A 22,644-nucleotide genomic window follows, 5' to 3' on the forward strand; every position below is an offset into this window, starting at 1 on the left:
GCGGGGCGTTGTTTTTAGAGCAGGTGAGCGGCGGGCAAAAAAATAGCGCCCGCACTATTGCGAACGCCTTTTTTCAGAACCATTTTTCACGCAGGTGAAAGCGGTTGAACTACCCAGAGCGTATCAAGCTGCGGCTTTTCTTCTGCGATGGGTTACGAAACCCAAGCTAAACAATGCGCCCCCCAACAGTAAAATCGACGGAGGCAAGGGAACAGCGGCCACTTGTATCGCGTCGATCGAGAAGCCGTCATTCCGACGGGCGACATCACCACCCAACGCGGTATAGTTGGCCAGCGATATTCCGGCAGTCTTTGTCGGAGCCCCGAAATTAATTGTAACCAACCTAACGTTGCCATCCGACAATCTGCGATCAGTACGGAGTTCATGGCTCTCGCCACCTGCGGTTATGCGAAGGAAGCCACCAGCATCGCTGCCGTCGCTCAGAGCAAACGTCAGTTTATCAAACGCTTTTCCACCAGCAAGCGCCACATCCCAGCTCAATCCCCAGGTGTCATTGCTGTCCAAAAACCACGAGCCGTTAGGAGAAAGGTTTTCACGTCCAAAAACGTTTCCCTCTCGCAAGGCCAGCATACTTCCACTGTTGCCCGGCAATCCGGAAACCGTGCCACCCGAGCCGATGCCACCCAGAGTCGAGAAGGTTCCAACCGAAGTAGAGAAACCGTTGGCAACTTCACCTTGTCCGTAGGTGGCGCCATGCGTTTCAAACCCTTCTAAAATCCCAGAGCCCGATCCGTAGATTGAGTTGTAAGAAGCCTCGGAATACTCGACCACGTCGATTGTTAACGCGTGGGCGCTGAAAGCCCAACAGGCCGAAACACTGGCCGCAATGAGTACTCTTGATAAGTTCACCGAAACTTCCCCCACAACTAACAGAAGAATGATAGCTCAATAATCTGTTTCCGCAAAACGTTCTGTTTAAACACGCGGTTCCCTATTGTTCTGGGGAGGTTTTAATTTGAAACTATTCAGTTAGTTTGCTTTGTGAATGTGTATAAGTCGCCTTTTGGAATGGCTCTGGGAAAACTGAAAGACCCCACGCATGATTCGCGCGGGGCCGATCACAGTTTGGAACGCTGATCAATTCCCGGCCGTCACCGACCCGATGGACCAGAACATCGTCTCGCCCGAGGCATCGTCGACGCCGTCATTGTCGGTCATCACAAAGGCTTCGCCCGAGGGCAGGATGGCCAGACCTTCGATTTTGTCCAGAACGTAACCGCCGGTTGAGGACAGGTCGGGCAGCAGGTCGCGGACTTCTTCCTTGCTGACCACGGGCAGATCGCCGCCAAGCGGCGCGGGCGTCATGTCCGACAGCGGAATGCGATAGACCTTTTTGGTCACAGCGCGGTGGTCATGCTGGTTGTCACGCTCGATGACATAGACATAGTCGCCAAAGGCCACAATTTCAGACAGGCCGATCCAGCCCTTGGCGGGTTCTTCTTTGGGGTAATGCACGGCGCCCCATTCCTTAGTGTCTAGATTATAGGCGACCAGCTTTACGTGGTTCTTGGGATCGTCCTTCCATTCGCGCTGCACCGCCATCCACAGGGTGTCGCCGACGCGGGTGATGCCCTCAAAACCAAAGCGTTTCTCGACGGCCATCAGTTCCGGTGGCAGGCCGATCTCGCCTTTGCGGTCCTTGATCTTGCCGTCCGCTGCGACGTGATAGATCGCATGTGGGATCAGACGATCCGTGCGCCCTTCGGAGGCGACATAGAACCCGCCCTTACCATCCAGCGTGATGCCCTCCAGATCCAGTTTTTGCGCCGGGTTGCCGTCCTGACGGTGGACGCGGATCACATCCACAATGCGGGCGGGTTTCTGGCTGGGGTCGATCTTGAAGATCGAAGGCTGGAAGCCGTAAAAGCTGTCGTTCACCGCATAGATCATGCCGTCCTCATCAGCAACCAGACCGGACAGGGCACCCCATCCGATCAGCTCATCCGCGCCTTCCGATGTCAGGTGAGGATAGGTGGCGGGGGCGTCCTGGTATTCATAGATCATGACATGCGCACGCGGACCGCCATCTTCGATCAGGTCTTTTTCGTTAGCCGATATCAGCAGGTTGCGGTCCGGGATCGCAACATAGCCTTCCGGACCAACGCCAGACGGTAGAAGTTGTTTCAGAACCGGGTGGGCCGGATCGGTGGCGTCATAAACACCCACGACCGAGGCACGTTCAGCCCCCACAAAGATCATCGGCGTGTCGCCGAAGGTCGCGGCGGTCACACTCTCTGGCTCAACGCCTTTACTGTCCGAGCGCTTGTCGGGGTAGTGGCCGATCTGAATGATGGCTTTCTCAAACGCGGTGCCGTTTTCGTAAACAACTGTGCCGTCCTTGTGGAAGATCGTCCAGCCACGCGAACCGCCCTCGTAATCGCCTTCGTTGGCGGTGGCAAAGTGATCATCGTCGATCCACTTAACCGCGTCCGGTTCGCGCAAGCGACCCTGTTGGTTTTCGGTAAAGATCAGCGCGCCGCGTTCGTCCGTGGCGTCGATGCCGTCCAGATCAACAGCTCCGGCTGAGAAATGGCTGATCACGGTGCCATTCTTGTCGACAACCGCGATGTGGTTGTTTTCCTGCAGGGTGATGACGGTTTCACCCAGGCCGTTGATGTCGACGAACTCGGGCTCTGGGTCGGTGGGGGCAACCTGGGCCAGGCCGGTCAGGCTGGTCATTTTCATCGCTGAACAGTCCAGCGCGCCGTCTTTCAGCGGCACCAGTGCAAGCGATCCGGCGGGCAGCTGCGGGATGAGCCCGCCGTTCAGGTCTTCGTCCCGTTCGTTTTCAATAGCCACGGCGACAAAGCTGCCGTCGGGGGCAATGGCGACGCTGTCGGGCTGGCCGCCCAGATCACAGGCGCCGGTTTCCGCCCTGTCTGCGATATCGAACGAGATCAGCTTGCCAGAAGGCGCGGTGTAGCTGTCAGAAGTGTTCACACCGACAAATGCCGTCGTGCCGATGATACCAACGGATGTCGGCTCACCGCCCACATCCATCGTGCCTAGCGGGGCCGGGTTCGCAGGGTCGGTGATGTCGACCATACCGATCGCACCCAGCGGGCTGTCGGTATAGACCAGCGTCGTGCCATCCGCTGTGGCGGCGATGATCTCGGGCGAGGTTTCGCGGTTGGTATCGGCGCCCTCGACCATGTTTTTGACCACGGGGAAGGACGCAATACGGTTGAAGTTCATCTCTGCCACGGCCTGACCGGCGGTCAGGGCAAGGGCAGATGTCAGGCAGGCAAAGCGCAATGACATCGGTAGTTATCCTCTCTCACTTGGATGCAAGGGGGATGGACCGGGTTCATTACGCAGTTGTGACAGTTTGACTGCAGTTTTGTGACAAGCGTGAGGACAAGACCGGCCACCGCGCTTTGGCGATGGCCGCAATGGATCAGACCGACAGGCAGACGTATTTCATTTCCAGATAATCTTCCATCCCGTGATGGCTGCCTTCGCGGCCCAGACCGGATTGCTTGACGCCGCCAAACGGACCCAGCTCGGTCGAGATGATGCCGGTGTTCACGCCGACGATGCCATATTCCAACGCCTCGGCCACCTTGTAGACGCGGCTTAGGTCCTTGGCATAGAAATACGAGGCCAGTCCAAAGATCGTGTCATTGGCCATTGCAATCACGTCGTCCTCATCGTCGAACTTGAACAGCGGGGCCAGTGGGCCAAAGGTCTCGTCCTGGGCGACCAACATGTCCTGAGTCACTCCGGTCACGATAGTGGGCTGAAAGAAGGTGCCGCCCAGATCATGGGGTAAGCCGCCGGTCAGAACCGCGCCGCCCTTGTCGGTGACGTCCTTGATATGTTCTTCGACCTTGGCCACGGCGTCGGAATTGATCAGCGGGCCGGTTGTGGTGCCATCAGCCAATCCGTCGCCAACCTGCAGCGCCTCGACCGCGGCCTTCAGCTTGGCGGCGAAGGCATCATAGACACCGGCTTGTACATAAATCCGGTTGGCGCAGACGCAGGTCTGGCCGTTGTTGCGGAACTTGCACAGCATCGCGCCTTCGACGGCTGCGTCCAGGTCGGCGTCGTCAAACACGATGAACGGCGCATTGCCGCCCAGCTCCATCGAGCACTTCATCACTTGTTCCGACGCCTGTCGCAGCAGGATGCGCCCCACTTCGGTCGAGCCGGTAAAGGTCAGCTTGCGCACGCCGGGGTTTTCGCAGAACTCCTTGCCGATCTCACTGGAGCGGGAAGATGGGACCACATTGAACACTCCCGCCGGGATGCCCGCCTGTTCGGCCAGAGCCCCCAGAACCAGAGCCGACAAGGGTGTTTCCGCCGCCGGGCGGGCAACAAAGGCACAACCCGCCGCCAGCGCTGGCCCGGCCTTGCGGGTAATCATCGCGTTGGGAAAGTTCCACGGCGTGATCGAAGCCGCAACGCCGATGGGCTGTTTCAGAACCATGATCCGCTTGTCGCGCTGATGGCCGGGAATAGTCTCGCCATAAACCCGTTTGGCTTCTTCGCCAAAAAATTCGATGAAAGACGCGCCATAGCCGATTTCACCAACGGCCTCGGCCAGCGGCTTGCCCTGCTCGGCGGTTAGGATTTTGCCCAGATCCGCGGCGTTTTCCATCATCAGATCGAACCAGCGGCGCAGGATTACAGCGCGTTCCTTGCCGGTCAGCTTGGCCCATTCCTTTTGCGCGGCTTCGGCCTGCGCAATCGCGCCGGCGACCTGTGCACGGCTCAGGTCTGCGACCTCGGCCACCACATCGCCCCGCGCCGGGTTGGTCACTGCGAAAGTGCCGTTATCGCCGTCGACCCACTGCCCGCCGACATAGGCTTTGGTCACCAGAAGATCAGGGTTTTTCAGGATGGATTTCAGGTCTGTTGTTGCGTCCAGCATGGGTCGGCCTCCGGCAGAAATGATGTCCAGCGCACACAATCAGGTGGCGCCCGGATTGTCTATGTCCACTGTGCTGCGCGGATCGCTCCAGATTTGATCAAATGTCGCCTGTGCATCCGGCCAACACTTCGCCATTCGCTTGTGCAAACGCGCTTTCATTTTGCTGATGAGTTTGCCAGAGTCCGCAGGAATTTTGAGCCCAAGGGGATGTAAATGGACGTAACATTCCCTATCTTATTGGGTAAATAACGAAAAAGGGGACAGCAGAGATGTCGAACCAGCAATTTGAAGCGCTGATTGAAGAAACGCAAACCAAAGTCCGCGAAAGCCAGTCGCAGATCGAAGGGCTGACCAGCCGGATCGAAGCTGCGCGCGCCAAGATCGGTACCGCCGAGGCCGATATCGACATCGAAAACGCCACGCTTGAGGACGTGCATGCCCATACCGAGGTGATGAACGCCAATATCGCTGAGCTGATCATGGGGCTGGACGACGTCACCAGCGCCTTTTCCAAGGATTTCGACGAGATGCGCTCGAAATCTGGGTGGGAGAGCTTTGTTGGCATCTTTTCCAAAGGCAAATCTGAATCGATGCGGCAGGAACGGATGCGCACGGCCAATATCGATGACAAGCTGCAGGACCTGATCGCCAAATCCGACGTGATCGTGAAGCTACTGGAGGGTCAGCTGTCCGTTTTGGAAGAACAGCGCGTCAAGGTTGAAGAAAACCTGACCGGTACGCTGGACGACCGTGAGGCGACCGTTGCCGAGTTGGAGGCTCTGCGGGTTGAGATTCAAGGCATGGACCCAACCATTATCACGCTGGAGAACAAGATCAGCGTCGAACAGGACGCCGCCGCGCGCACCCAGTTGGAAACCGAACTGGCCGAGCTGAACAAGCAATACAACGCCAAGGTTCAGGAAGAGCAGGTCAAGCTGGCCAAGTCACAAACGCTGGAGCGCTATATCGAAAAGGGAAAGACCTGGGTCGATTCACTGCAGAACCAGGCGGCGACACAGATGGTGCTGATCAACAAACTGCAGACAGACACACAACAACGCGTGGTGCTGTATGATGCCCTGACCAAATCGCTGAAAACCGCGCAGCAGCAGGACGTGGCCCACCGCATCAACGAGATCGGCGTGCAGACCGACCAAGAGGCGCAGACCGCCATGGCCGCCATCGGCACCGCGACCAACCAGAAAATGGCCGACATGCTCGAGGCGCATGAGGACCACATGGTCTTTGCCCGCGACGTGCTGGAAAAAAAGGCCAAGGCGGATGAACGCTTTGCCCGCCGGTTTGCCTCGATTGTCGAGAAGCATGATAAGAATTTGTATGGGGGCTGAGGTAGTCGGCGAGATTTGACGTGACGAAAGACGTATTCATTCTGCTCCTCAAGCTGCTAGCGATGTTCGGGTGCATAGTTGGAGCGATGCTTTTCGTATTTTTCGTAACTCAAAGGTTTTTGGGTGAATACGATTTCCTCTTCCAGCTAGTGGGCATATCCGTTGCACTCGGTAGCTTTTGGCTACTTCTGTATTCGGTGAGGATGCTCAAAGAAGAAATGCTGAAAATCGAAAAGAAACATCGTCCATGGCTTTTCGATAGGTTTGGGAACCGTTTATGAGTGACCCCACCCAAGACCATGTCGGCCTGACCGACACCTTCGCCTCGCGCCGCTATTTCCGCAAATTCGAGGTGATCACTGTCCACCTCCTGCGCGTGGCAGCGACGATGGAGGCGGAGGGCGCGATCTCGAAACAAGAGGTGCGGATTGTGTCGCGCTACCTCTCGGGGCTGCTCTACACGTTCCGGGCGCTCAGCATGAAATACCTGCTGGTCGGGCGCGATACAGGGCGGTTCTTTGGCAGCCTCGCCATGGACAAGCGCGACAGCGGGTTTCCGGTGGCTGCTGAGTTGTTGACCATGGCCAATGACGCGCAGCAGGCGCAGGTGCATCTGGCGAATATGCCGTCCGAAGACGACCTGAAAACCGACATGGTGCGGACCATCATTGGCGACCGGGAAATCCCCACCAAGCTGCAATTCGCGCTTTCTCAAAGGCTCTATTACGAGGAATTGTTGAAGGGTGAGCTGTTCTGGGCCCGCAACGATCCCGAATGCCACTGGATCGGAAATGAGGGCGAGCGGCGCAAGTTCATGATCCACTGGGCGGTTTATGACAGCCAGATTAACCTGCCGGTCATCTACCTGATGCAGTTGGAGGACAGCGGCAAGACCGCATTGCCGAAAGACCAACGCCGCTGGCCCGAAGTACAGGCACATCTGATGGCGCAGTCCTTGGGCGGTCTTAAACTGGTGACGATCGCGAAAGGGTTTGATCAGGATTTCGACGACCTGCACCCCAAACACCTACGCCGCATCCATGTGGGGCCGATGTATTCCTCGGCCTATACCGAGCAATCCGGACCACTGCGGCAAGTGCTGGAAGACGCCCAGGCCCCACAAGGTCAGGACTGGGCTCTGGCCTGGACCATGGAGGAATTGGACAGCGCCGAGGTTGTCGAAGAACGCGCCGGCTGGTTCTCGACCGTCGAGCGCGAGGTCTTCGCACTGGACCCGTTCGGCGGGCAAGGGGCAGAAACCGGGGCAACGCGGACCCAGCGGTCGATCATCCTGCCCCAACGCCCGTTTCAGGTGCTGGCTGAACGAAATCCACCGGGCTTTGGTGATGTGCAAAAGTTTGTCGTCAGCAAAACCGGGCAGGTGCTGCGATATTGAACAAAGAAAAGGCGATTTTGAGATGAGCTTGACGTCAGATCAGATGGAATTGCGCGAAGGCGACATTCGCAAGCACTACCCGGCGGCCACTGCTCTGCTAAACGGGTTCGATCATGCACCGCGGATTGCCAAGGCCGTTGCGGTGACGACAGAACGGTCCCCGGGTGTGTCGACAGGACGGCGGTTCCGGTCCACCACGCCGGGGTTGGTGACGCGACGCACCGTGCGCGCCGACGGGGTGCATCTGGTGGAGCGGATCGAGGCTTCGGATGATGGCGATACGCTGGTGTCGCCCCCGCAGGCCACCACGCAGCAGGCGATCCGCCGCGCCATCGCCATCGCGCTGGCTGTGGCCGAAGCCTATGCGGAACAGACCCCGCTAGCCGATCTGAAACGCGCCAATCTGGCAGGTGACCTGCCTGCTGCGCGCAAGACTGAGTTCTCGGAACTGTTGACGGCTGAGGCGCTGATAACCTGCCATAGCTTTAGCAATGCGCTGGCCTATCTGATGTCCTCTCACTTAGGCGAAACCACCGTCGATATCGGTGAGATCGAAGAGGTCCTGACTGATAACGGCCAGCTTGCCCTGCACGGCGCGCTGTGGGAGCTGGACCAGACACTAGCCAAACATGCCTCCGACGATGCGCATCTGATCGCCGCCACCAGCGCCTATGCGGAACAACTGATGGACAAGGCCGCCCTGCGTGCGCAGTCGGCGGGCCATCTGGCCCCGTTCCAGAATGCCGCCTGGCATATCGAGGCCGATGATCTGACGATCCGGGGTTTTGAGCCGGCCTCCAAGGCGAAATCCACCACGCTCACCATGACGTTCAAGAAACCGAACGAAGTGGTCGGCAACCACATCGCCAAGTATCAGGCAATGAAGCTGGCCAAAATGGTGATGGCCTATGACTTCGACCGCCGCCTGAACCCGTTCGCCGAACTCGGCGGGTTCATCTTCACCTTCATGGGCGATGGCAAACCGGGCACCGGCAAGACTACCCTGATCCAGATGATGGCCGGGCTGATCAACGACTATTGCCACAACGCGGGTTATCCGTTCCGCTATCAGAACCTGAGCACCGACAATATCGACAGCTATCAGGGCAAGTCCGGCCAAAACGCCAAGGCGTTTATCAACACGATCCTCGACCCTTCGGTCATTGGCTTTGGCACCATTGACGACATTGACCAATTGGCGGGCAAGCGCGGTGACAGGCAATCGTCAGCCGGGCAACTGGAAATCACCGCCGTACTGATGGAGAGCTTTGCCGGCGCCAACACCGTCGTGCGCGGCAACTGCACCTTTGGTATGTTCTCGAACTACCCCGAGAATGTGGACGACGCCCTGCGTCAGCGGGCGGGTGCGCGGTTCCTGGTGGACGGGCCGCAAACGCGCGAGGATTACATCGACATCCTGCACCTGCTGATGGGCCGCAACCACGGCATTCCGCTGGGCGAACACGAAGCGTATGCAGCGCAAGAGATCAAAAAGGCCGTCGCCGCCAGTTTCGAAAGCCATTCCCGCCCGCATGAGGACGCTCTGCTGCAGGTTTATGACCGGGTGTCCGGCGATATCGGCCAGATGGATACGATTGCCAAGATGGGTACCTATCTCAAGGCGATCCAGCAGGCGGATGAACGGTTCACTGGTCGCGCGATCAAGAACATCACCGACGCGGTCAAGGTTCGCGCGATGGACTTTGAGCTGCCCGACGAATGGATGGAAAACCCCGACCTGTTCCTGACCCGCGACTACGACACCAAGAAGGCCATGATCGAGGACCTGCGCCAGCCGATCACGGTGGAAATGGTAATCCAAGAGATCAACCGCTACGCCGACAGCGAGTTCCGCTATGCCGACAAGAGCGACGAGGTCGCCATAGAAAACGCGGTGCGTGAGATGGGCCGGATGGAAGAGGCCAAGCGGCGGTATCTGGAGGGGAAGGGGTGACTGGAGGACTTTTTCTCATCCTCGCCACATTGATCGCGGCCTGTATCTTTTTCGGGATCGCTATGGCCCGAAGGCGGCCAGGTAAACTTTCCTCATTCGCGCAGCTTTGCCTGATCATTTTTGCGATCTGTTATGTATGGAGTTCGCTGTTTGAGATTTGGATGAACGGCGCTTCATTGGACAATGCGGAGTCCTTGCTGCACGCTTTTGGCCCCGGACAGATGCCAACGTATTTCCTAAAAAATGCGTTCATCTGGTTCATACCGGCTACGTTGATTGCAGCCATCAGCTTTGGGTTGACGCGTGCGCGAATAGTGAGTTCTCGCGATAATTTGGAGCAGCGCTGAGGCTGGGAATAGGAGACAATGATTGCATTAGCATTGATAGGTATGATTGCGTTAGTCGCTATCCTAAGCTCAGGGGTTGGTGGAGCGATAGCATGGAAACAGGGCAAGAAAACAAAGACCCGGGAGGTTTCTAAAACAGCTGGCTTATTGACCTCGCTAATGGCCCTTGTGTGCCTTTCCGTCTTTGTTAGTTTCTTAATTTCCTATTTCTTCGATGGGCTAAATTGGGTCATTGGTGGCGAAACAACATTTGCTATGTATGTCGAAGCGATGGCGTTCTTGGCACTCAGATCCCTGACAGTTGCTGTTCCATTCGTTTGTTTTTGTTTCTTTTTTTCCGCATGTAGGGCAGGTAATACACAATGATCCGCCTCATCGAAAAAGGCCTGATGTTTGGCAATCTCGTCCACATCTCCAGCCCGGCTCTGGTCGAGCGGTATAACCGCGCGCTGCAACATCTTGCGGACAAGACCACGGCGCTGACAGATTTCCACGTCGATATCTCGGGCTATTCGCCGGAGGTGGGGATTGAGTTGGAGGATGAGCTCTACCTCAACCCCAACGGGGTCAACCGGCAGTTCATCCTGCTGACAACCGAGCAGAAACGCGCGCCGCTGCTGAACGTCAAATTCTCGACCTCGCGCGATATCCTGCGCGAATTTATCGAAATGAACGAGGCGCAGCTGTTCGCCCTGACCGCCACCGATGCAGTGGCCGGAGAGCTGGTGAACTCGGTCATCAAACTCAGCACCCCGCGCGATCTGTTCAACCTGCACAAGATCGAGGTTGAAGTCGACACCGCAGGCGGCACCCTGCGCAAAGCTCAACAATTGGCGGGCATGGTCGAAAAATTCAAATCCGAAGAAGACGCCTGGTTTGATGACGTGCTGATCGCCCGGATGATCGAAACGGCAAAGGAAACCGGCGACGTAACGCGCAACCCGGTGCGTCCGCACCACACCGCCTTCGAGCAGCGCAACTTCTGGACGGCGCATTTTGGCGGGCTGTATCTGTTCCCGGACATGGACCACCCGGCTGCGATCTGCATGGGTGAAAAGCCCGATGATCTGCCGATCAAATACACCTTTGACCCCTCGCAGAGGAACCAGATTGCCAAGTTCCTGGATTACAACGATCTGGTCGAACCCATCGTCAAAGCGCGCGGCGTGGATGCCGCCGCGATCCTGCGGCAAAAGATGGATTTCCTGACTATCGACGCTGCCGCAAATGCCGACGTCGACCTCAGCGCTTTGGATCGCAGCGACATGCGGCGTCTGGCCCGCAACCACGCTGAGCATCTTCCCGAGGCCTATCACGGATTGGCGCAGCTGCTGCGCTGGGCGACTGATGGCGGGCAGTGGCCGCGTATCACCTCGGATCACCCGGCCTACTTCTATACCCTGCGCGCCGCCGATACCCCGAACCGCGATCTGGTGAACATGCTGCTGGCCGAGCTTGCGCCCTTGGACCCGCGCCAGATGTTCATCTGCCACAAGGAACTGTTTTACAGCACCTATGCGTCCTGGCCAGAGACCAAAAAAGCCTATGTTGCCGACTTCCTTGCGCGCGAGTATCAGGTGGACAAATCAGGCGCTCGCGCCGCGCTGTTCGGGCACGAGCCGGACATGAGCGGTGACGACCGCGTCAGCGAGGCGCTGATTTCGCGTGTTGGCCCCTGGGGTGCGGTGAGGAAAGGTTAAGATGTTCGGAGCGCTACGCTTGTTTCTGATTTTACTGGTTGTCCAGACGATTGCCTATTTTGCGCTGTCTCTGTATTCGCGGAGCGTTCGTCGGCGCAAACTGGCGGATTGGTGGGACGCGAAGGGTAAAACCGGTAACAAGGAAGCTTTTGTCGCGCGCGGGCTTCACGTCTATGACAATTCGTTTCGTCGCAAGCTGATCTTGGGTGTCTACATTGTGCCCTGGCTGGCGATTGGCGCGCTGATCTATATTGTGAACTATATGTGAGGGTTACGGCATGGCCTATTTGAAATGGGCATTCATTCTGATTTTCTGGGGCACGATTGCCGTGATCCTGCAGTATTCCTTGCCGCAGCGTGACATCGTCCGCATTGTTAACACCTATGAAGAGCGGCAGGATTTGAACGATTGGACCCGGATTTTCTGGTCCGAACCTGATGACCAGTCGACCAGCTTATCCAACCGGGATGTCCAGTTCATTCAGGCGGTGCGCGCAAACGGCAAGCCGATCGTCTACAGGAACGAGGACACCAGTTGGGGTTGGCCGCCATATTTCAAGTTTGACACAGCCAACCTGTATACCGAAGCCAATGACGCGATCTCTGACAAGAATGATCCGGACTGGGTTGTCGTCACCCACTATGGCTGGCGCAACGAGTTCATGTCGATCTTTCCCAATGCGGTCTTCATCAAACAAGTCGACGGTCCTGATGTGCGCATCATCCCCTGGTTCAACATAATCTTCCTGACCGTTTTCTTTGCCATCGTCTGGGCGCTGTGGGTGCGCTGGCGCCGGTTCCGTCAGCGGCGTATCGATCCGGTGTTGGAAAGTGTCGAAGACGGGTTTTACGCCGCCGGTGACGCGATTGAAGAGCGGGGCAGCAAATTCAGACGCTGGCTGGACAGCTGGAAATCAAAGTGAAAATCCCGCGCGGTCATTGATCCAGACTTGGAACTGACCGGGCCCTTGGTCCGATCACCGAACTATGAATTCAGCATGCAGCGCGCCCGCGGCTTTGATTGTTTTCAATATGTCGATCATGTCGCGGGGCGATACCCCGAGCGCATTCAGCCCGGCCACAACCTCGGACAAGGTGGTTGCTTCGGGTATTTCAGCCAATCCGGTGCCTTCCTCTTCTTCGATACCGGCAATGGTTCTGGGCACGACCACGGTTTCGCCCCGCGCGAAGGGGTTCGGTTGGACGGCGATTGGTGCCTCTTCAACAGTCAGGGTCAGGTTGCCCTGAGACACCGCAACGCGTGAGATGCGGACTTCTTGGCCCATGACAATCGTGCCTGAGCGTTGATCGACGACAACGCGCGCTTTGGATTCCGGTTCAACCAGTATATTCTCGATCCGCCCCAAGGCGTGAGCAGTTGAAACGGCCTGTGTTGCCGCAATGTTCAGTTCCACGGTACCGGAATCCCGCATGATGGCCACGGTCCGGTTGAATTCGGTGTTGATCGCAACTTCGATACGACCGGCGGTTGTGAAATCAGGTTCGCGCAGGGCCAATCGCATTTGCGTCAGGTTTGACAATTCAAACTCAATCTCGCGCTCGACCCGGGCACCAGAGGGAATAACGCCCGAGGTCGGCACGCCGCGAACAACCGATGCGGCCTCACCCTCGGCTACGGCACCGCCTGCCAGCACGGTGCCCTGTGACACAGCATAAATCTGCCCGTCTGCGGCATTGAGTGGGGTCATGATAAGGGTTCCGCCCAGCAGGCTTTTGGAATCGCCGATGGCAGAGACGGTCACATCGATCTGGCCGCCAACGCGCGAAAAAGGCGGCAGGCTTGCAGTCACCAGAACGGCGGCCACGTTTTTGGGGCGGAAATCCTCGCCGTTGACGTTGACGCCCAACCTTTCGAGAATGTTGGACATGATCTCTTCGGTAAAAGGCGAATTCCTGAGCCCGTCACCGGTTCCATTCAGCCCTACTACCAGACCGTAACCGACCAGATCGTTTCCGCGGACTCCGTCGAAGTCCACCAGATCTTTCAGTCGGATAGCGCCGGCGGAGGCCAGGCCAGGAAGCAACATCAGAAGAAAAACAAGAACTCTCATCTCAGGAAATTCACCAGCGACAGGTTCGCGTTACGAACGGTTACGGAATACAGGCTTTCTAACTGGAACTGGACGGTCTGCAGTTGTGCCGCGGTTTGGTAGGGGTCCGCTGCCAACAGTTCGTTCCGGCTGAATTCCAGGCTTGTGCGCGCGGCGCTGTTGCGCGTTGCGGCTTGTTCAATCCGGGCCTCGGCAAATCCTACCAAAGCACGCAGGTTCACGGTGTCGTTTTGGGTGTTGGCCAGGTCAACACCCAGTTGAGTGAACAACGCTGTGCGTTGATCGGACGGCACGGCCAGAGCCGTGTCCGACACCACGGCCGCGACAGCGATATCCCGCAAGGCCGTTTTCAAAGCGGGATCCGTGGCGGTAAGGGGGATGGTGACGCTTTCATTTTCGGATATGCGCATTGCTGCCAGCCTTTGACAGCAGCGCCTCGGTTAGGTCGGCCGCGCGCATGTTGCCGGTGCCAAAACTTGAACTTGCAACCGGTCGCGCGTCACTTAGTACGGCACCAAAGGCCCTCAGTTGCATGGCGTTGCCCGGGTCTCCAGGGGCGAGTGCCCCTAGCCCTGCCCGCAGTTTCCAGCTGTCGCCGCCATTATCCGGGTCAACAACCGTGTTCAGGCTGATACGCGACGCCAGCCCGGCCGGCGCGGTCACGTCAAAGCGGTTGCCGTCATCCGTGAACACCCCCGGGTCGGTTGCCAGTGCCGTCGGGTCCAGGCCGGGGGTTTCAAAACGCTCAATCAGGTCACGGGCTACAGTGTCCAGATGGGTTTGGGTCTCGACGGCCAGCTCATCCCGGATCTGGAACTGTGCCATCAGCGAGCCGCCCCTGATCTGGGCACTGTCGCCGCTGGTGCGCACAGGGTTGCCATTCATTTCCAGCCCCGAGAGCAACCCGTTTGCCACAGTCATATGCGGTTTGGTGTCGCCGGTTGTCGTAAACGAGAATTCCGCGGCGGTGCTTTCCAACAGGATCAAGCCGCCGTCTGAATAGAGTGAGACCTGATCATTCGCGCGGGGCACGGCGTTCACCGGCACCAGTTCGTTAACCTGATCGATCAGCACCTGTCGCTGGTCCAGCAACGCGTTGATATCGCCGCCCGAATATTTGATCGCTGGCAGTCTGGCATTCAGTTCCTCAATATCCTTGAGGGTCTGGTTCAGGCGATCCACCTGCTTGCCGATCGCGCGATCCGCGTCTGATCGCACCTGCCGCAGCCCCTCGGACGCGGCGTTCAGGCCCGTTGCCAAGTCCCGGCCTGTGCGGGCGACCTGATCCAACCGCTCGGCCGAGTCGGGCAGGCTTGCGGCCGTAATCAGGCTGCCATCAAAATCCGCCAGACGTGTGGCCAGCGAAGTCGCATCATCCGCAGATCCAACAAGGCCTTCCAGCCGGGTATGAAAATTGGACAGCGCGGTTTGATGGGCCAGATCAGCATCGGTGGTGCGGCGATTTGCGGCCAGAATCGGATTCTGGTGTCTGACCACACCGGCCGTACGCACGCCATTGCCTGTGATCGCGTTTGTTGTCAGTTCCAGAGACCTGCGCGCATAGCCGGGCGTCAGTGCGTTGGCGATATTGTCCGACACAACCGATGCACCACGGCTGGCAGCAGTCAATCCGCTGAGAGCGTTGTTCAATGCTGTCGACATGTTCATGAGGCAGGTCCCCTTCCTGGGTCAGATCCCAAATCAGCGTTTGATATTGGTTGTTTCCTGAAGCATCTCATCCACGGTTTGGATCACCTTGGCGCTGGAAGAGTAAGCGCGTTGAGTCTGAATCATCGAGGTGAGCTCAGTAGCCACATCGGTGGTGGATTCCTCGCGCGCAAAGGAAATCAAATCCCCCGTCGGGCCTTCGCCCGCGTTCCACAGGAAGAACGTGCCGCTTTCCCGCGATGGCGCATAGGTCTGGCTGTCCAGTGCTGTCAGACCATTGGGGTTTGGCACATCAGCCAGAGGAATCTGGAACATACGGCGACTGACGCCAGTATCATAAAACGCGTAGACATAGCCGTTTTCGTCGACCTGAACACTGGTCATGGTTCCGACGGCCGAGCCGTCGCGCGTAATCGACACCGGTGCAAACGTGTCAGACAATTGCGTGATCCCGTGCACGATCACTCCCATGATCAGACCCATCACCAGATTCAGCAGCGTGATCAGCAAGCCGGCCACTGCATCTCCTTTGACGAACTTCGATGCCCCGTCCAGCGAACCGAAGAAGGTCGTCTCTTGCTGTTCCCGTTCGCGCCGCTCCTTGGCTTGCTGGTGGTCGATGGCCCCGGCGGACATGTCGCTGTCAATGGCCAGCTGCTTGCCGGGCATCCCGTCCAGCGCAAAGCGCGCACCGACTTCGGCCATACGCGCAGCACCTTTGGTGATGACCATGAAGTTCACGATTAGCAGCACGCCAAACACAACCAGCCCCAGAAAGACGCTGCCGCCCATGACAAACTCGGCAAAACCTTCGATCACATCCCCGGCGGCGTTAGGGCCGGTATGCCCCTGTCCGATGATCAACTTGGTCGACGAGACATTCAGCGACAGCCGCAACATCAGCGAGGCTAGCAGGATCGTCGGAAAGGACGAAAAATCCAGCGGCCGTTCGATGAACAGCGTCAGCGTGAAGATCAGGATCGCCAGCGCAAAGGATGTGGCAAGGCCCATATCCAGCACCCAAGCGGGCATCGGCAGGATCATCATCACAATGACCGTCATCAACGCCAGCGCCAGCAAAACAGTAAGAGAGAAAAGGGAACGGGCGTCGATCTTGGGCACGCAGAGCTCCTAGTTGAACGAGATAAAAGCGGTGGCCGCGTCCGCGGGCGGAACCAGCGACCCCAACACACTGGTGCCGGTGTGCGGGGCGATGACCGGGATCAGAGGTGTAGAGGTCGCAGTGAACGGATCGCGGGTCATAGGCTGGGTCGCAGCAGGTAGATTATGGTCCAGCTGGGCCAGCACTGACTGAAACCGGCCGGAATAGGCGTGGGCCAGTTCAGGGGTGCGGGAATGATAGGCGCCCACGGCATCAGGCCACGATCCCAGTTCCGCATACAGCTCGGTCAGAAACCGGGCGGCATAGGTCGCGTTCTCGTCCGGGTCGAACATGGCGTCGATGGATCGAAACGCCTTGCCATGCCAGCGGTAATTGATCTGAAAGCAGCCGATATCAAAGCTGCGTTTGCCCGCTTTGAAGATGTTGAAGACATAGGTTTTTGCTTCGAACTCTGAGGTGAACCAATATCCCTGCCCTTCGACATTGATTGTCCAGGGCCAGGGTTCCAGCCGTCCATCCCGGGTGCGCCCGGTTTCCACCCGCGCAATCGCGCGCAATACATTCAGCGGAACGCCCTCGGCCGAAGCGGCGCGCTGGGCGGCTGTGTCGCAGATACCTGCCACGCGGGCGTCGGGCATGGAATAGCCCTGTTGCGCATTCAGCAGCGCAAGGAATGTCATTCCAAAGATCGTGCGATGGGGCATTCTGCCGGTCCGGGATTCTGATCAGTCCCGGCCACGCTAGGGGCAGTTGGGTTTACAGAGGGTTAGCGGCGGTTCAGATTCGATCAATCCGCCGACCAAACACCACGCTTGTATTGGTGCGCAGCACGCCGGGGACCTTGGCCAGCTCGTCGACCAGAATATCCAGATCCTCGATCCGGGGGGCCTCGGCTGACAGCAGCAGGTCGAACTCACCATTGATCGACAGGCACAGCTTGACCTCTGGATAGGCCTCGAGCCGTTTGATGATGCGCGTTGTTTCCTTTTGCTGCACTTCCAGCAGAACAACGACCTGCACGCGCGGTGCATCTTCTGGGCTGCTCAGAACCACCGAATACCCCGCGATCACACCGCGTTCCTCCATCCGGTGGATGCGCTCATGCACGGTTGTGCGCGCCACGCCCAGTTTCGCCGCGATCTTCGAGGTCGACTCGCGGGCGTTGTGTTGAAGGGCGGCGATGATACGGCGGTCTAACTGATCCATGGTAGCCAAGGTGTAGAGCAGACAGGCCCGGGGGCTCAAGAGATGTCGGGATGTTCTTTGGAAACTGTTTTGTGGTCAGTGCCTGGCGCGATCAGCGTCGCTGCGACAAGGCCGGGTACGGCGGCCAAAGTCATCCAGGCCAGTGTCTGCGCCGTGCCGGTTTGTGTCAGGATCCAGCCCGCCAGCGGATAAAGCACCAGCCAGCAGGCATGGGACAGGGTAAACTGTGCTGCAAAAACCGCAGGGCGATCCTCGGGGCGGGCCGAGCGGGTCAGCAATCGGCCCGAAGGCGTCAACGTTGCGGAATAGCCAAACCCGACACAGGCCCAGAGCAATGTCAGCCCGGTCAGTGAGACCGACGTAAGCGCAAAGGCCGTGGACGACATGGCCATGGACGCGGTGCCGAAGATCGCACCACTCAGCATAACGCGCCGGTCTTTGTACTTGCCCAACAGGCGGGGCAGAATCAGGGCCGCCAGCATTGAACCGCCACCAAACCCGGCCAGCGCAATGGCAACTGCGCTTGCCGAAAGGCCCAGATCGGTGCGCACGATGACCACGGTGTTGACGATGACCATCGCGCTGAGCGCCGCCGCTGCCCAGCTGAGCGCCAGCAACCCGCGCAGGCGCGGCGTGGCCAGATACAGGCGAACACCGCGGGTAGTGCGCTGATAGATGCCCCGGCGCTTTGTGGACTGGGGTGAGGGCAGCGCCACTGACACCACAAGCAGGGCCGAGGCGACAAAACCCAGGCCGGTGCCCCAAAACAGGTTGTCAAAACTGACAAACAGCAAAAGTGCGGCGGCCAGCATCGGGCTGAGCAGGCTTTCCATGTCGTATGCAAGCCGCGACAGGGACAGTGCCTTGGTATAATCCTGCTCGTCGGTCAGAACGTCCGGGATCGTCGCCTGAAACGCCGGGGTAAATCCGGCAGAGGCAGATTGCAGCACAAAGATCAGCGCATAGATCTGCCAGATCTCGGTCACAAACGGCAGGCACATTGCCACCAACGCGCGCACCACATCCAGCGCCACCAGCATCCGGCGCCGGTCGGCACGCTCGGCCAGTGCGGCCGCAATGGGCGCAATGACCACATAAGCCACCATCTTGATCGTCAGCGCGGTGCCCAGAACCAGCCCAGCGGCGTCTCCGGCCAGCTGATAGGCCAACAGTCCCAGCGCAACCGTGGCGAGGCCAGTGCCAGTCAGCGCCACGACCTGAGCCGCCAGCAAATGGCGATACGTGCGGTTCTGTAAAACGCTCAGCATCCGGTGTGGGTTTCCTTTGACCAATCCGGCACGGGTTCTGTACCGGGGGCAATCCTGTGACCCTACGGCGCGGTGCCTGCATTTCCTATTGTCCCGTCAATGGCTTCGGGGTCAAGAAATCCGCGCATCTTGGCCGCATTCTATTGATAGCGTTGAGTTTACGGATCAAACCTCCTATCTCGGGGGCGATATCGCATAAAGGAAGACCCCGTGGTGAACCATCTCTATCAAAACGACCTGCCGGACGGGTTGGATATGGGCCCTGTTGTGGCCATTGACTGCGAAACCATGGGGCTGAACCCGCATCGTGACCGCCTGTGCGTGATCCAGATGTCAGGGGGCGATGGCAACAGCCATATTGTGCAGGTTGAGATCGGCCAGACCAAGGCTCCGAATCTGTGCGCCATGCTGGAAGATCCGGATGTGCTGAAACTGTTCCATTTTGGCCGGTTCGATATCGCCGCCATGTATCACGCCTTTGGCGCGCTGGCGGCACCGGTCTATTGCACCAAAATCGCCAGCCGTCTGGTGCGCACCTATACCGACCGCCACGGGTTGAAAAACCTGTGTCAGGAACTGATCGGCGTCGATATCTCAAAACAACAACAGATGAGCGACTGGGGCGCCGAAACCCTGACCACCGCACAGCTGGATTATGCGGCCTCGGATGTTTTGTACCTGCACCAACTGCGCGACGCGCTGGACGGGCGTCTGGCCCGCGAAGGCCGGACCGAGATGGCGCAGGCCTGTTTTGATTTCCTGCCGATGCGTGCGAAGCTGGACCTTGCCGGTTGGCCCGAAACGGATATTTTTGCGCACTCATGACCGATACCGAAGCATTCCTGAAAACCGCCCGACAGGTTGTCACCGACGAGGCCCGCGCGCTGGACGTGCTGGCCGAGAGTTTGGATGAGCACTTTGCCGAGGCGGTGCAACTGATCCTGCAGGCCCCTGGCCGGATTATCATTAGCGGCATCGGCAAGTCGGGCCATATCGGCCACAAGATTGCCGCCACGCTGGCCAGCACTGGCACGCCCGCTTATTTCGTGCACCCGGCCGAGGCTAGTCATGGCGATCTGGGCATGGTGTCAAAAGGTGACGTTGTGCTGGCGATCTCGAACTCGGGCGAGGCACCGGAACTGGTGAATATGCTGGCCTTTACCCGCCGCTTTGGCATTCCGCTGATCGGCCTGTCCAGCAAACCGGAAAGCACGCTGATGACACAGGCGGATGTGCATCTGCTGATCCCGTCCATGGGCGAGGCCTGCGGGTTTGGTATGGTGCCGTCGATCTCGACCACACTGACACTGGCCATGGGTGATGCGCTGGCGATTGCGTTGATGAAACATCGCGATTTCAAGCCCGAGGATTTCCGCGCCTTCCACCCCGGTGGCAAGCTGGGTGCGCAGCTCAGCACGGTGCGCGACCTGATGCATACCGGATCCGCCCTGCCGTTAGTGGCGGCGGAAACCCCTATGAGCGACGCATTGATCGAGATCAGCCAAAAGGGCTTTGGCGTGGCGGGGGTGACCGACGAACAGGGTCAACTGGCCGGGATCATCACCGATGGTGACCTGCGCCGCCATATGGACGGGCTTTTGGACAAGACCACCCGGCAGGTGATGACGGCAAACCCAACCACAATCGGCCCGGACGCCCTCGCGGAAGAGGCGGTCTCGATCATGAATGACCGCAAGATCACCTCGCTTTTTGTGGTGGGTCCCGGCGCAGAGGCTCAGCCTGAAGGGGTGCTGCACATCCACGATTGCCTGCGCGTCGGCCTGGGTTAGACAGGGGGCAGGGCGGTGGACGGTCACTCACGCATGGTTCAGTTCTTCAAAGTGGTGCTGCCTCTGGTGGCCATTTTGATGCTGTCTACCGTGTTTTTATTGTCACGCAGTATCGAAACCAACGTGACTGTTCCTTTCACTCAGCAGGATATCGACAAACGATTGGCCGATCAGGTGGTGACCCAGCCCAACTACCGCGGCACCACGCGCAAAGGCGAAGAGGTTCAGATCGAGGCGATCCGGGCCTCGCAGGGAACCGAAGGGGCAATCCCCACTGCGGCTGAATTTCGCGGCCGTCTGGGCCTGTCTGACGGCGGTGTCATCACGCTGGATTCCAATTCTGGCCTGATCCGCCCCGACAAGAATACCGCAACATTTGTCGGCGACGTGGTCATCACCTCGACTGACGGGACCGAAATCACCACCGATTTGCTGAACACCTCACTGGACGAAATACGCGGCGATACCCCCGGTCAGGTCAACGGAACCGGGATTATCGGCAATTTCACCGCGGGGCGCATGACCTTTGGCACAGAAAAAAAAGACGGTCCGGTCCATATTATTTTTACAGACGGCGTGAAGCTGGTATACGAGCCTGAAAAAACAGAAAGATAACCTGTGTACGATTTTCGTTTTGTCCTTGTGTGTTGTGCCCTTTTAGCCGGTGCCGTCTCTGCGTCCGCGCAAGAGACTCAGGTGGCGTTCGGAGCGGTTAAAGCCGATCCCAGCCTGCCGGTTGAGGTGACCTCGGAGAAACTGAACGTCAACCAGGAGGACGGCTCGGCCGAGTTTCTGGGCAATGTGATCGTTATTCAGGGCGAAATGCGCCTGACGGCGGAACGTGTGCTGGTGATCTACAACGAAGACCGCTCGGGCATTGAACGGATGGAGGCGACCGAGGATGTGGTCCTGATCAGCCCCCCCGATGCAGCCGAAGGCGACTGGGCAGAGTACACCATCGATTCAGGTGTGATCGTCATGAAGGGCAATGTGCTGCTGACACAGGGGCCCAGCACGATCACTGGCGATCAGATGGATGCCGACCTGACCGCCGGCACGGCGACGATGATCGGCAACGTGAAAACCATTCTGCAGCAAGGGCAAAACTGATGGCACGGCCAAGTCTGACCGTGGCTGAGGGCAATTCCGGTCTCAGGATCGAAAAGCTGCGGAAATCCTATCGTAAGAAAACAGTGATCCGGGACGTCTCGATGACGCTGGACCGGTCCGAAGTTGTAGCCCTTCTTGGGCCAAACGGGTCGGGCAAGACCACGACGTTCTATTCCGTGGCCGGGCTGGTATTCCCTGAGGCCGGCTCAGTCACGATTGACGGGCAGACGGTAACCACGCTGCCGATGTATCGCCGTGCGCGACTGGGTATCGGGTATTTGCCCCAAGAAATGTCGATTTTTCGCGGCATGAGCGTCGAAGACAATATCTCGGCCGTTCTGGACATCACCGTCAGCCACGCGCACCGCCGCAAAGAGCGGCTGGAAGAACTGCTGTCGGATTTCTCGATTGAGCACCTGCGCCGGGCACCAGCGCTTGCCTTGTCCGGCGGCGAGCGTCGCCGGGTCGAGATCGCACGCTGTCTGGCAGCTGATCCGAAATACCTGCTGTTGGACGAACCATTTGCCGGTGTCGACCCAATCAGCGTAGGCGATATCCGCCACCTTGTCGCTGACCTGAAAAAACGCGGCATCGGCGTTCTGATCACCGATCACAATGTGCGTGAAACCCTAGAGATCGTGGACCGCGCCTACATCCTGCACGACGGGCAGGTGCTTATGTCCGGCACCCCGGATGAAGTGGTGGAAAATGAAAATGTGCGCCGTGTCTATCTTGGTGAAAATTTCAGGATTTCATGAGCTTGCGCG

General features: G+C 58.4%; 23 protein-coding genes and 1 pseudogene. 13 read left to right on the forward strand and 11 right to left on the reverse strand.

The window, feature by feature from the left end; translation table 11 throughout:
• Nucleotides 1-123 precede the first annotated feature (123 nt).
• The 3 genes from RUM8411_RS15055 to RUM8411_RS15065 all read right to left on the reverse strand — a co-directional run bounded on the left by RUM8411_RS15055 (nucleotide 124) and on the right by RUM8411_RS15065 (nucleotide 4,894).
• A complete protein-coding gene (locus RUM8411_RS15055; protein ID WP_143534917.1) occupies nucleotides 124-870 on the reverse strand; it encodes a hypothetical protein in 747 nt (248 codons plus the stop codon).
• Between the two features lie 228 nt (nucleotides 871-1,098).
• A complete protein-coding gene (locus tag RUM8411_RS15060) occupies nucleotides 1,099-3,282 on the reverse strand; it encodes an esterase-like activity of phytase family protein (RefSeq protein WP_085823546.1) in 2,184 nt (727 codons plus the stop codon).
• Nucleotides 3,283-3,418: 136 nt separating this feature from the next.
• A complete protein-coding gene (locus RUM8411_RS15065) occupies nucleotides 3,419-4,894 on the reverse strand; it encodes an NAD-dependent succinate-semialdehyde dehydrogenase (protein ID WP_085823547.1) in 1,476 nt (491 codons plus the stop codon).
• A 269-nt stretch (nucleotides 4,895-5,163) separates the two neighbouring features.
• Between RUM8411_RS15065 and RUM8411_RS15070 the strand changes: the two genes are divergently transcribed.
• The 8 genes from RUM8411_RS15070 to RUM8411_RS15110 all read left to right on the forward strand — a co-directional run bounded on the left by RUM8411_RS15070 (nucleotide 5,164) and on the right by RUM8411_RS15110 (nucleotide 12,563).
• Nucleotides 5,164-6,243, forward strand: a complete 1,080-nt coding sequence (locus tag RUM8411_RS15070; RefSeq protein WP_085823548.1) for a coiled-coil domain-containing protein — start codon at nucleotides 5,164-5,166, stop codon at nucleotides 6,241-6,243.
• A 277-nt stretch (nucleotides 6,244-6,520) separates the two neighbouring features.
• On the forward strand, nucleotides 6,521-7,639 hold the full coding sequence (locus RUM8411_RS15080) for a hypothetical protein (protein ID WP_085823551.1): 1,119 nt from the start codon (nucleotides 6,521-6,523) through the stop codon (nucleotides 7,637-7,639).
• A gap of 22 nt (nucleotides 7,640-7,661) precedes the next feature.
• Nucleotides 7,662-9,593, forward strand: a complete 1,932-nt coding sequence (locus tag RUM8411_RS15085) for an AAA family ATPase (protein ID WP_085823553.1) — start codon at nucleotides 7,662-7,664, stop codon at nucleotides 9,591-9,593.
• On the forward strand, nucleotides 9,590-9,940 hold the full coding sequence (locus RUM8411_RS15090) for a hypothetical protein (RefSeq protein WP_085823555.1): 351 nt from the start codon (nucleotides 9,590-9,592) through the stop codon (nucleotides 9,938-9,940). The genes RUM8411_RS15085 and RUM8411_RS15090 overlap by 4 nt, the downstream gene beginning before the upstream one ends.
• Nucleotides 9,941-9,958: 18 nt before the next feature.
• Nucleotides 9,959-10,306 (forward strand): hypothetical protein, encoded by a 348-nt coding sequence (locus RUM8411_RS15095; protein ID WP_085823556.1) that lies wholly within the window; start codon nucleotides 9,959-9,961, stop codon nucleotides 10,304-10,306.
• On the forward strand, nucleotides 10,303-11,640 hold the full coding sequence (locus RUM8411_RS15100; protein WP_085823557.1) for a DUF6638 family protein: 1,338 nt from the start codon (nucleotides 10,303-10,305) through the stop codon (nucleotides 11,638-11,640). The genes RUM8411_RS15095 and RUM8411_RS15100 overlap by 4 nt, the downstream gene beginning before the upstream one ends.
• 1 nt (nucleotide 11,641) lies before the next feature.
• On the forward strand, nucleotides 11,642-11,908 hold the full coding sequence (locus RUM8411_RS15105) for a hypothetical protein (RefSeq protein WP_085823558.1): 267 nt from the start codon (nucleotides 11,642-11,644) through the stop codon (nucleotides 11,906-11,908).
• Nucleotides 11,909-11,918: 10 nt separating this feature from the next.
• Entirely contained in the window at nucleotides 11,919-12,563 is a 645-nt protein-coding gene (locus RUM8411_RS15110; protein WP_085823560.1) for a DUF1523 family protein, read from the forward strand.
• Between the two features lie 54 nt (nucleotides 12,564-12,617).
• Here RUM8411_RS15110 and RUM8411_RS15115 read toward each other — a convergent pair whose 3' ends face one another.
• The 8 genes and pseudogenes from RUM8411_RS15115 to RUM8411_RS15145 form a co-directional block, all read right to left on the reverse strand.
• Nucleotides 12,618-13,712, reverse strand: coding sequence for a flagellar basal body P-ring protein FlgI (locus RUM8411_RS15115; RefSeq protein ID WP_085823562.1), 1,095 nt, complete (start codon nucleotides 13,710-13,712; stop codon nucleotides 12,618-12,620).
• Nucleotides 13,709-14,122 (reverse strand): flagellin, encoded by a 414-nt coding sequence (locus tag RUM8411_RS15120; RefSeq protein WP_085823563.1) that lies wholly within the window; start codon nucleotides 14,120-14,122, stop codon nucleotides 13,709-13,711. The genes RUM8411_RS15115 and RUM8411_RS15120 overlap by 4 nt, the downstream gene beginning before the upstream one ends.
• Nucleotides 14,103-15,380: a flagellar hook-associated protein FlgK gene (gene flgK / locus RUM8411_RS15125; protein ID WP_085823564.1), complete on the reverse strand. Its 1,278-nt coding sequence runs from the start codon at nucleotides 15,378-15,380 to the stop codon at nucleotides 14,103-14,105. The genes RUM8411_RS15120 and flgK overlap by 20 nt, the downstream gene beginning before the upstream one ends.
• 33 nt (nucleotides 15,381-15,413) lie before the next feature.
• The gene (locus tag RUM8411_RS23260; protein WP_370738041.1) at nucleotides 15,414-15,563 is read right to left on the reverse strand and encodes a flagellar basal body rod C-terminal domain-containing protein; all 150 of its coding nucleotides are present in this window, start codon (nucleotides 15,561-15,563) and stop codon (nucleotides 15,414-15,416) included.
• Nucleotides 15,537-16,442 (reverse strand): annotated as a pseudogene (locus tag RUM8411_RS15130) (flagellar hook-basal body complex protein); the annotation flags it as partial. The gene RUM8411_RS23260 and the pseudogene RUM8411_RS15130, both read right to left, overlap by 27 nt.
• Before the next feature lie 69 nt (nucleotides 16,443-16,511).
• A complete protein-coding gene (locus RUM8411_RS15135) occupies nucleotides 16,512-17,207 on the reverse strand; it encodes a lytic transglycosylase domain-containing protein (RefSeq protein WP_306372862.1) in 696 nt (231 codons plus the stop codon).
• 73 nt (nucleotides 17,208-17,280) lie between these two features.
• Nucleotides 17,281-17,709, reverse strand: a complete 429-nt coding sequence (locus RUM8411_RS15140) for an Lrp/AsnC family transcriptional regulator (RefSeq protein ID WP_085823565.1) — start codon at nucleotides 17,707-17,709, stop codon at nucleotides 17,281-17,283.
• Between the two features lie 35 nt (nucleotides 17,710-17,744).
• Nucleotides 17,745-18,977, reverse strand: coding sequence for an MFS transporter (locus RUM8411_RS15145; RefSeq protein WP_085823566.1), 1,233 nt, complete (start codon nucleotides 18,975-18,977; stop codon nucleotides 17,745-17,747).
• Between the two features lie 210 nt (nucleotides 18,978-19,187).
• Between RUM8411_RS15145 and RUM8411_RS15150 the strand changes: the two genes are divergently transcribed.
• The 5 genes from RUM8411_RS15150 to lptB all read left to right on the forward strand — a co-directional run bounded on the left by RUM8411_RS15150 (nucleotide 19,188) and on the right by lptB (nucleotide 22,635).
• Nucleotides 19,188-19,802: a ribonuclease D gene (locus tag RUM8411_RS15150; protein WP_085823567.1), complete on the forward strand. Its 615-nt coding sequence runs from the start codon at nucleotides 19,188-19,190 to the stop codon at nucleotides 19,800-19,802.
• On the forward strand, nucleotides 19,799-20,767 hold the full coding sequence (locus RUM8411_RS15155; RefSeq protein WP_085823568.1) for a KpsF/GutQ family sugar-phosphate isomerase: 969 nt from the start codon (nucleotides 19,799-19,801) through the stop codon (nucleotides 20,765-20,767). The genes RUM8411_RS15150 and RUM8411_RS15155 overlap by 4 nt, the downstream gene beginning before the upstream one ends.
• Nucleotides 20,768-20,782: 15 nt before the next feature.
• Entirely contained in the window at nucleotides 20,783-21,382 is a 600-nt protein-coding gene (lptC, locus tag RUM8411_RS15160) for an LPS export ABC transporter periplasmic protein LptC (RefSeq protein ID WP_085823569.1), read from the forward strand.
• A gap of 81 nt (nucleotides 21,383-21,463) precedes the next feature.
• Nucleotides 21,464-21,877, forward strand: a complete 414-nt coding sequence (locus RUM8411_RS15165) for an LptA/OstA family protein (protein ID WP_234995251.1) — start codon at nucleotides 21,464-21,466, stop codon at nucleotides 21,875-21,877.
• Complete coding sequence (gene lptB, locus RUM8411_RS15170) at nucleotides 21,877-22,635, forward strand: LPS export ABC transporter ATP-binding protein (protein ID WP_085823571.1); 759 nt, start codon at nucleotides 21,877-21,879, stop codon at nucleotides 22,633-22,635. Before RUM8411_RS15165 ends, lptB begins: the two co-directional genes overlap by 1 nt.
• The last annotated feature ends 9 nt before the right edge of the window (nucleotides 22,636-22,644 follow it).

It is taken from the genome of Ruegeria meonggei, assembly GCF_900172215.1.
Classification (GTDB): Bacteria; Pseudomonadota; Alphaproteobacteria; order Rhodobacterales; family Rhodobacteraceae; genus Ruegeria; species Ruegeria meonggei.

What these genes read in the sequence shown, in the direction of transcription:
- RUM8411_RS15095 (WP_085823556.1), top strand. Translation starts at nt 9,959, where the DNA reads ATGATTGCATTAGCATTGATAGGTATGATTGCGTTAGTCGCTATCCTA.
- RUM8411_RS15155 (WP_085823568.1), top strand. Translation starts at nt 19,799, where the DNA reads ATGACCGATACCGAAGCATTCCTGAAAACCGCCCGACAGGTTGTCACC.
- RUM8411_RS15085 (WP_085823553.1), top strand. Translation starts at nt 7,662, where the DNA reads ATGAGCTTGACGTCAGATCAGATGGAATTGCGCGAAGGCGACATTCGC.
- RUM8411_RS15115 (WP_085823562.1), bottom strand. Translation starts at nt 13,712, where the DNA reads ATGAGAGTTCTTGTTTTTCTTCTGATGTTGCTTCCTGGCCTGGCCTCC.
- RUM8411_RS15070 (WP_085823548.1), top strand. Translation starts at nt 5,164, where the DNA reads ATGTCGAACCAGCAATTTGAAGCGCTGATTGAAGAAACGCAAACCAAA.
- RUM8411_RS15105 (WP_085823558.1), top strand. Translation starts at nt 11,642, where the DNA reads ATGTTCGGAGCGCTACGCTTGTTTCTGATTTTACTGGTTGTCCAGACG.
- RUM8411_RS15060 (WP_085823546.1), bottom strand. Translation starts at nt 3,282, where the DNA reads ATGTCATTGCGCTTTGCCTGCCTGACATCTGCCCTTGCCCTGACCGCC.
- RUM8411_RS15140 (WP_085823565.1), bottom strand. Translation starts at nt 17,709, where the DNA reads ATGGATCAGTTAGACCGCCGTATCATCGCCGCCCTTCAACACAACGCC.
- RUM8411_RS15080 (WP_085823551.1), top strand. Translation starts at nt 6,521, where the DNA reads ATGAGTGACCCCACCCAAGACCATGTCGGCCTGACCGACACCTTCGCC.
- flgK (WP_085823564.1), bottom strand. Translation starts at nt 15,380, where the DNA reads ATGAACATGTCGACAGCATTGAACAACGCTCTCAGCGGATTGACTGCT.
- lptB (WP_085823571.1), top strand. Translation starts at nt 21,877, where the DNA reads ATGGCACGGCCAAGTCTGACCGTGGCTGAGGGCAATTCCGGTCTCAGG.
- RUM8411_RS15100 (WP_085823557.1), top strand. Translation starts at nt 10,303, where the DNA reads ATGATCCGCCTCATCGAAAAAGGCCTGATGTTTGGCAATCTCGTCCAC.
- RUM8411_RS15120 (WP_085823563.1), bottom strand. Translation starts at nt 14,122, where the DNA reads ATGCGCATATCCGAAAATGAAAGCGTCACCATCCCCCTTACCGCCACG.
- RUM8411_RS15065 (WP_085823547.1), bottom strand. Translation starts at nt 4,894, where the DNA reads ATGCTGGACGCAACAACAGACCTGAAATCCATCCTGAAAAACCCTGAT.
- RUM8411_RS15110 (WP_085823560.1), top strand. Translation starts at nt 11,919, where the DNA reads ATGGCCTATTTGAAATGGGCATTCATTCTGATTTTCTGGGGCACGATT.
- RUM8411_RS15145 (WP_085823566.1), bottom strand. Translation starts at nt 18,977, where the DNA reads ATGCTGAGCGTTTTACAGAACCGCACGTATCGCCATTTGCTGGCGGCT.
- RUM8411_RS15135 (WP_306372862.1), bottom strand. Translation starts at nt 17,207, where the DNA reads ATGCCCCATCGCACGATCTTTGGAATGACATTCCTTGCGCTGCTGAAT.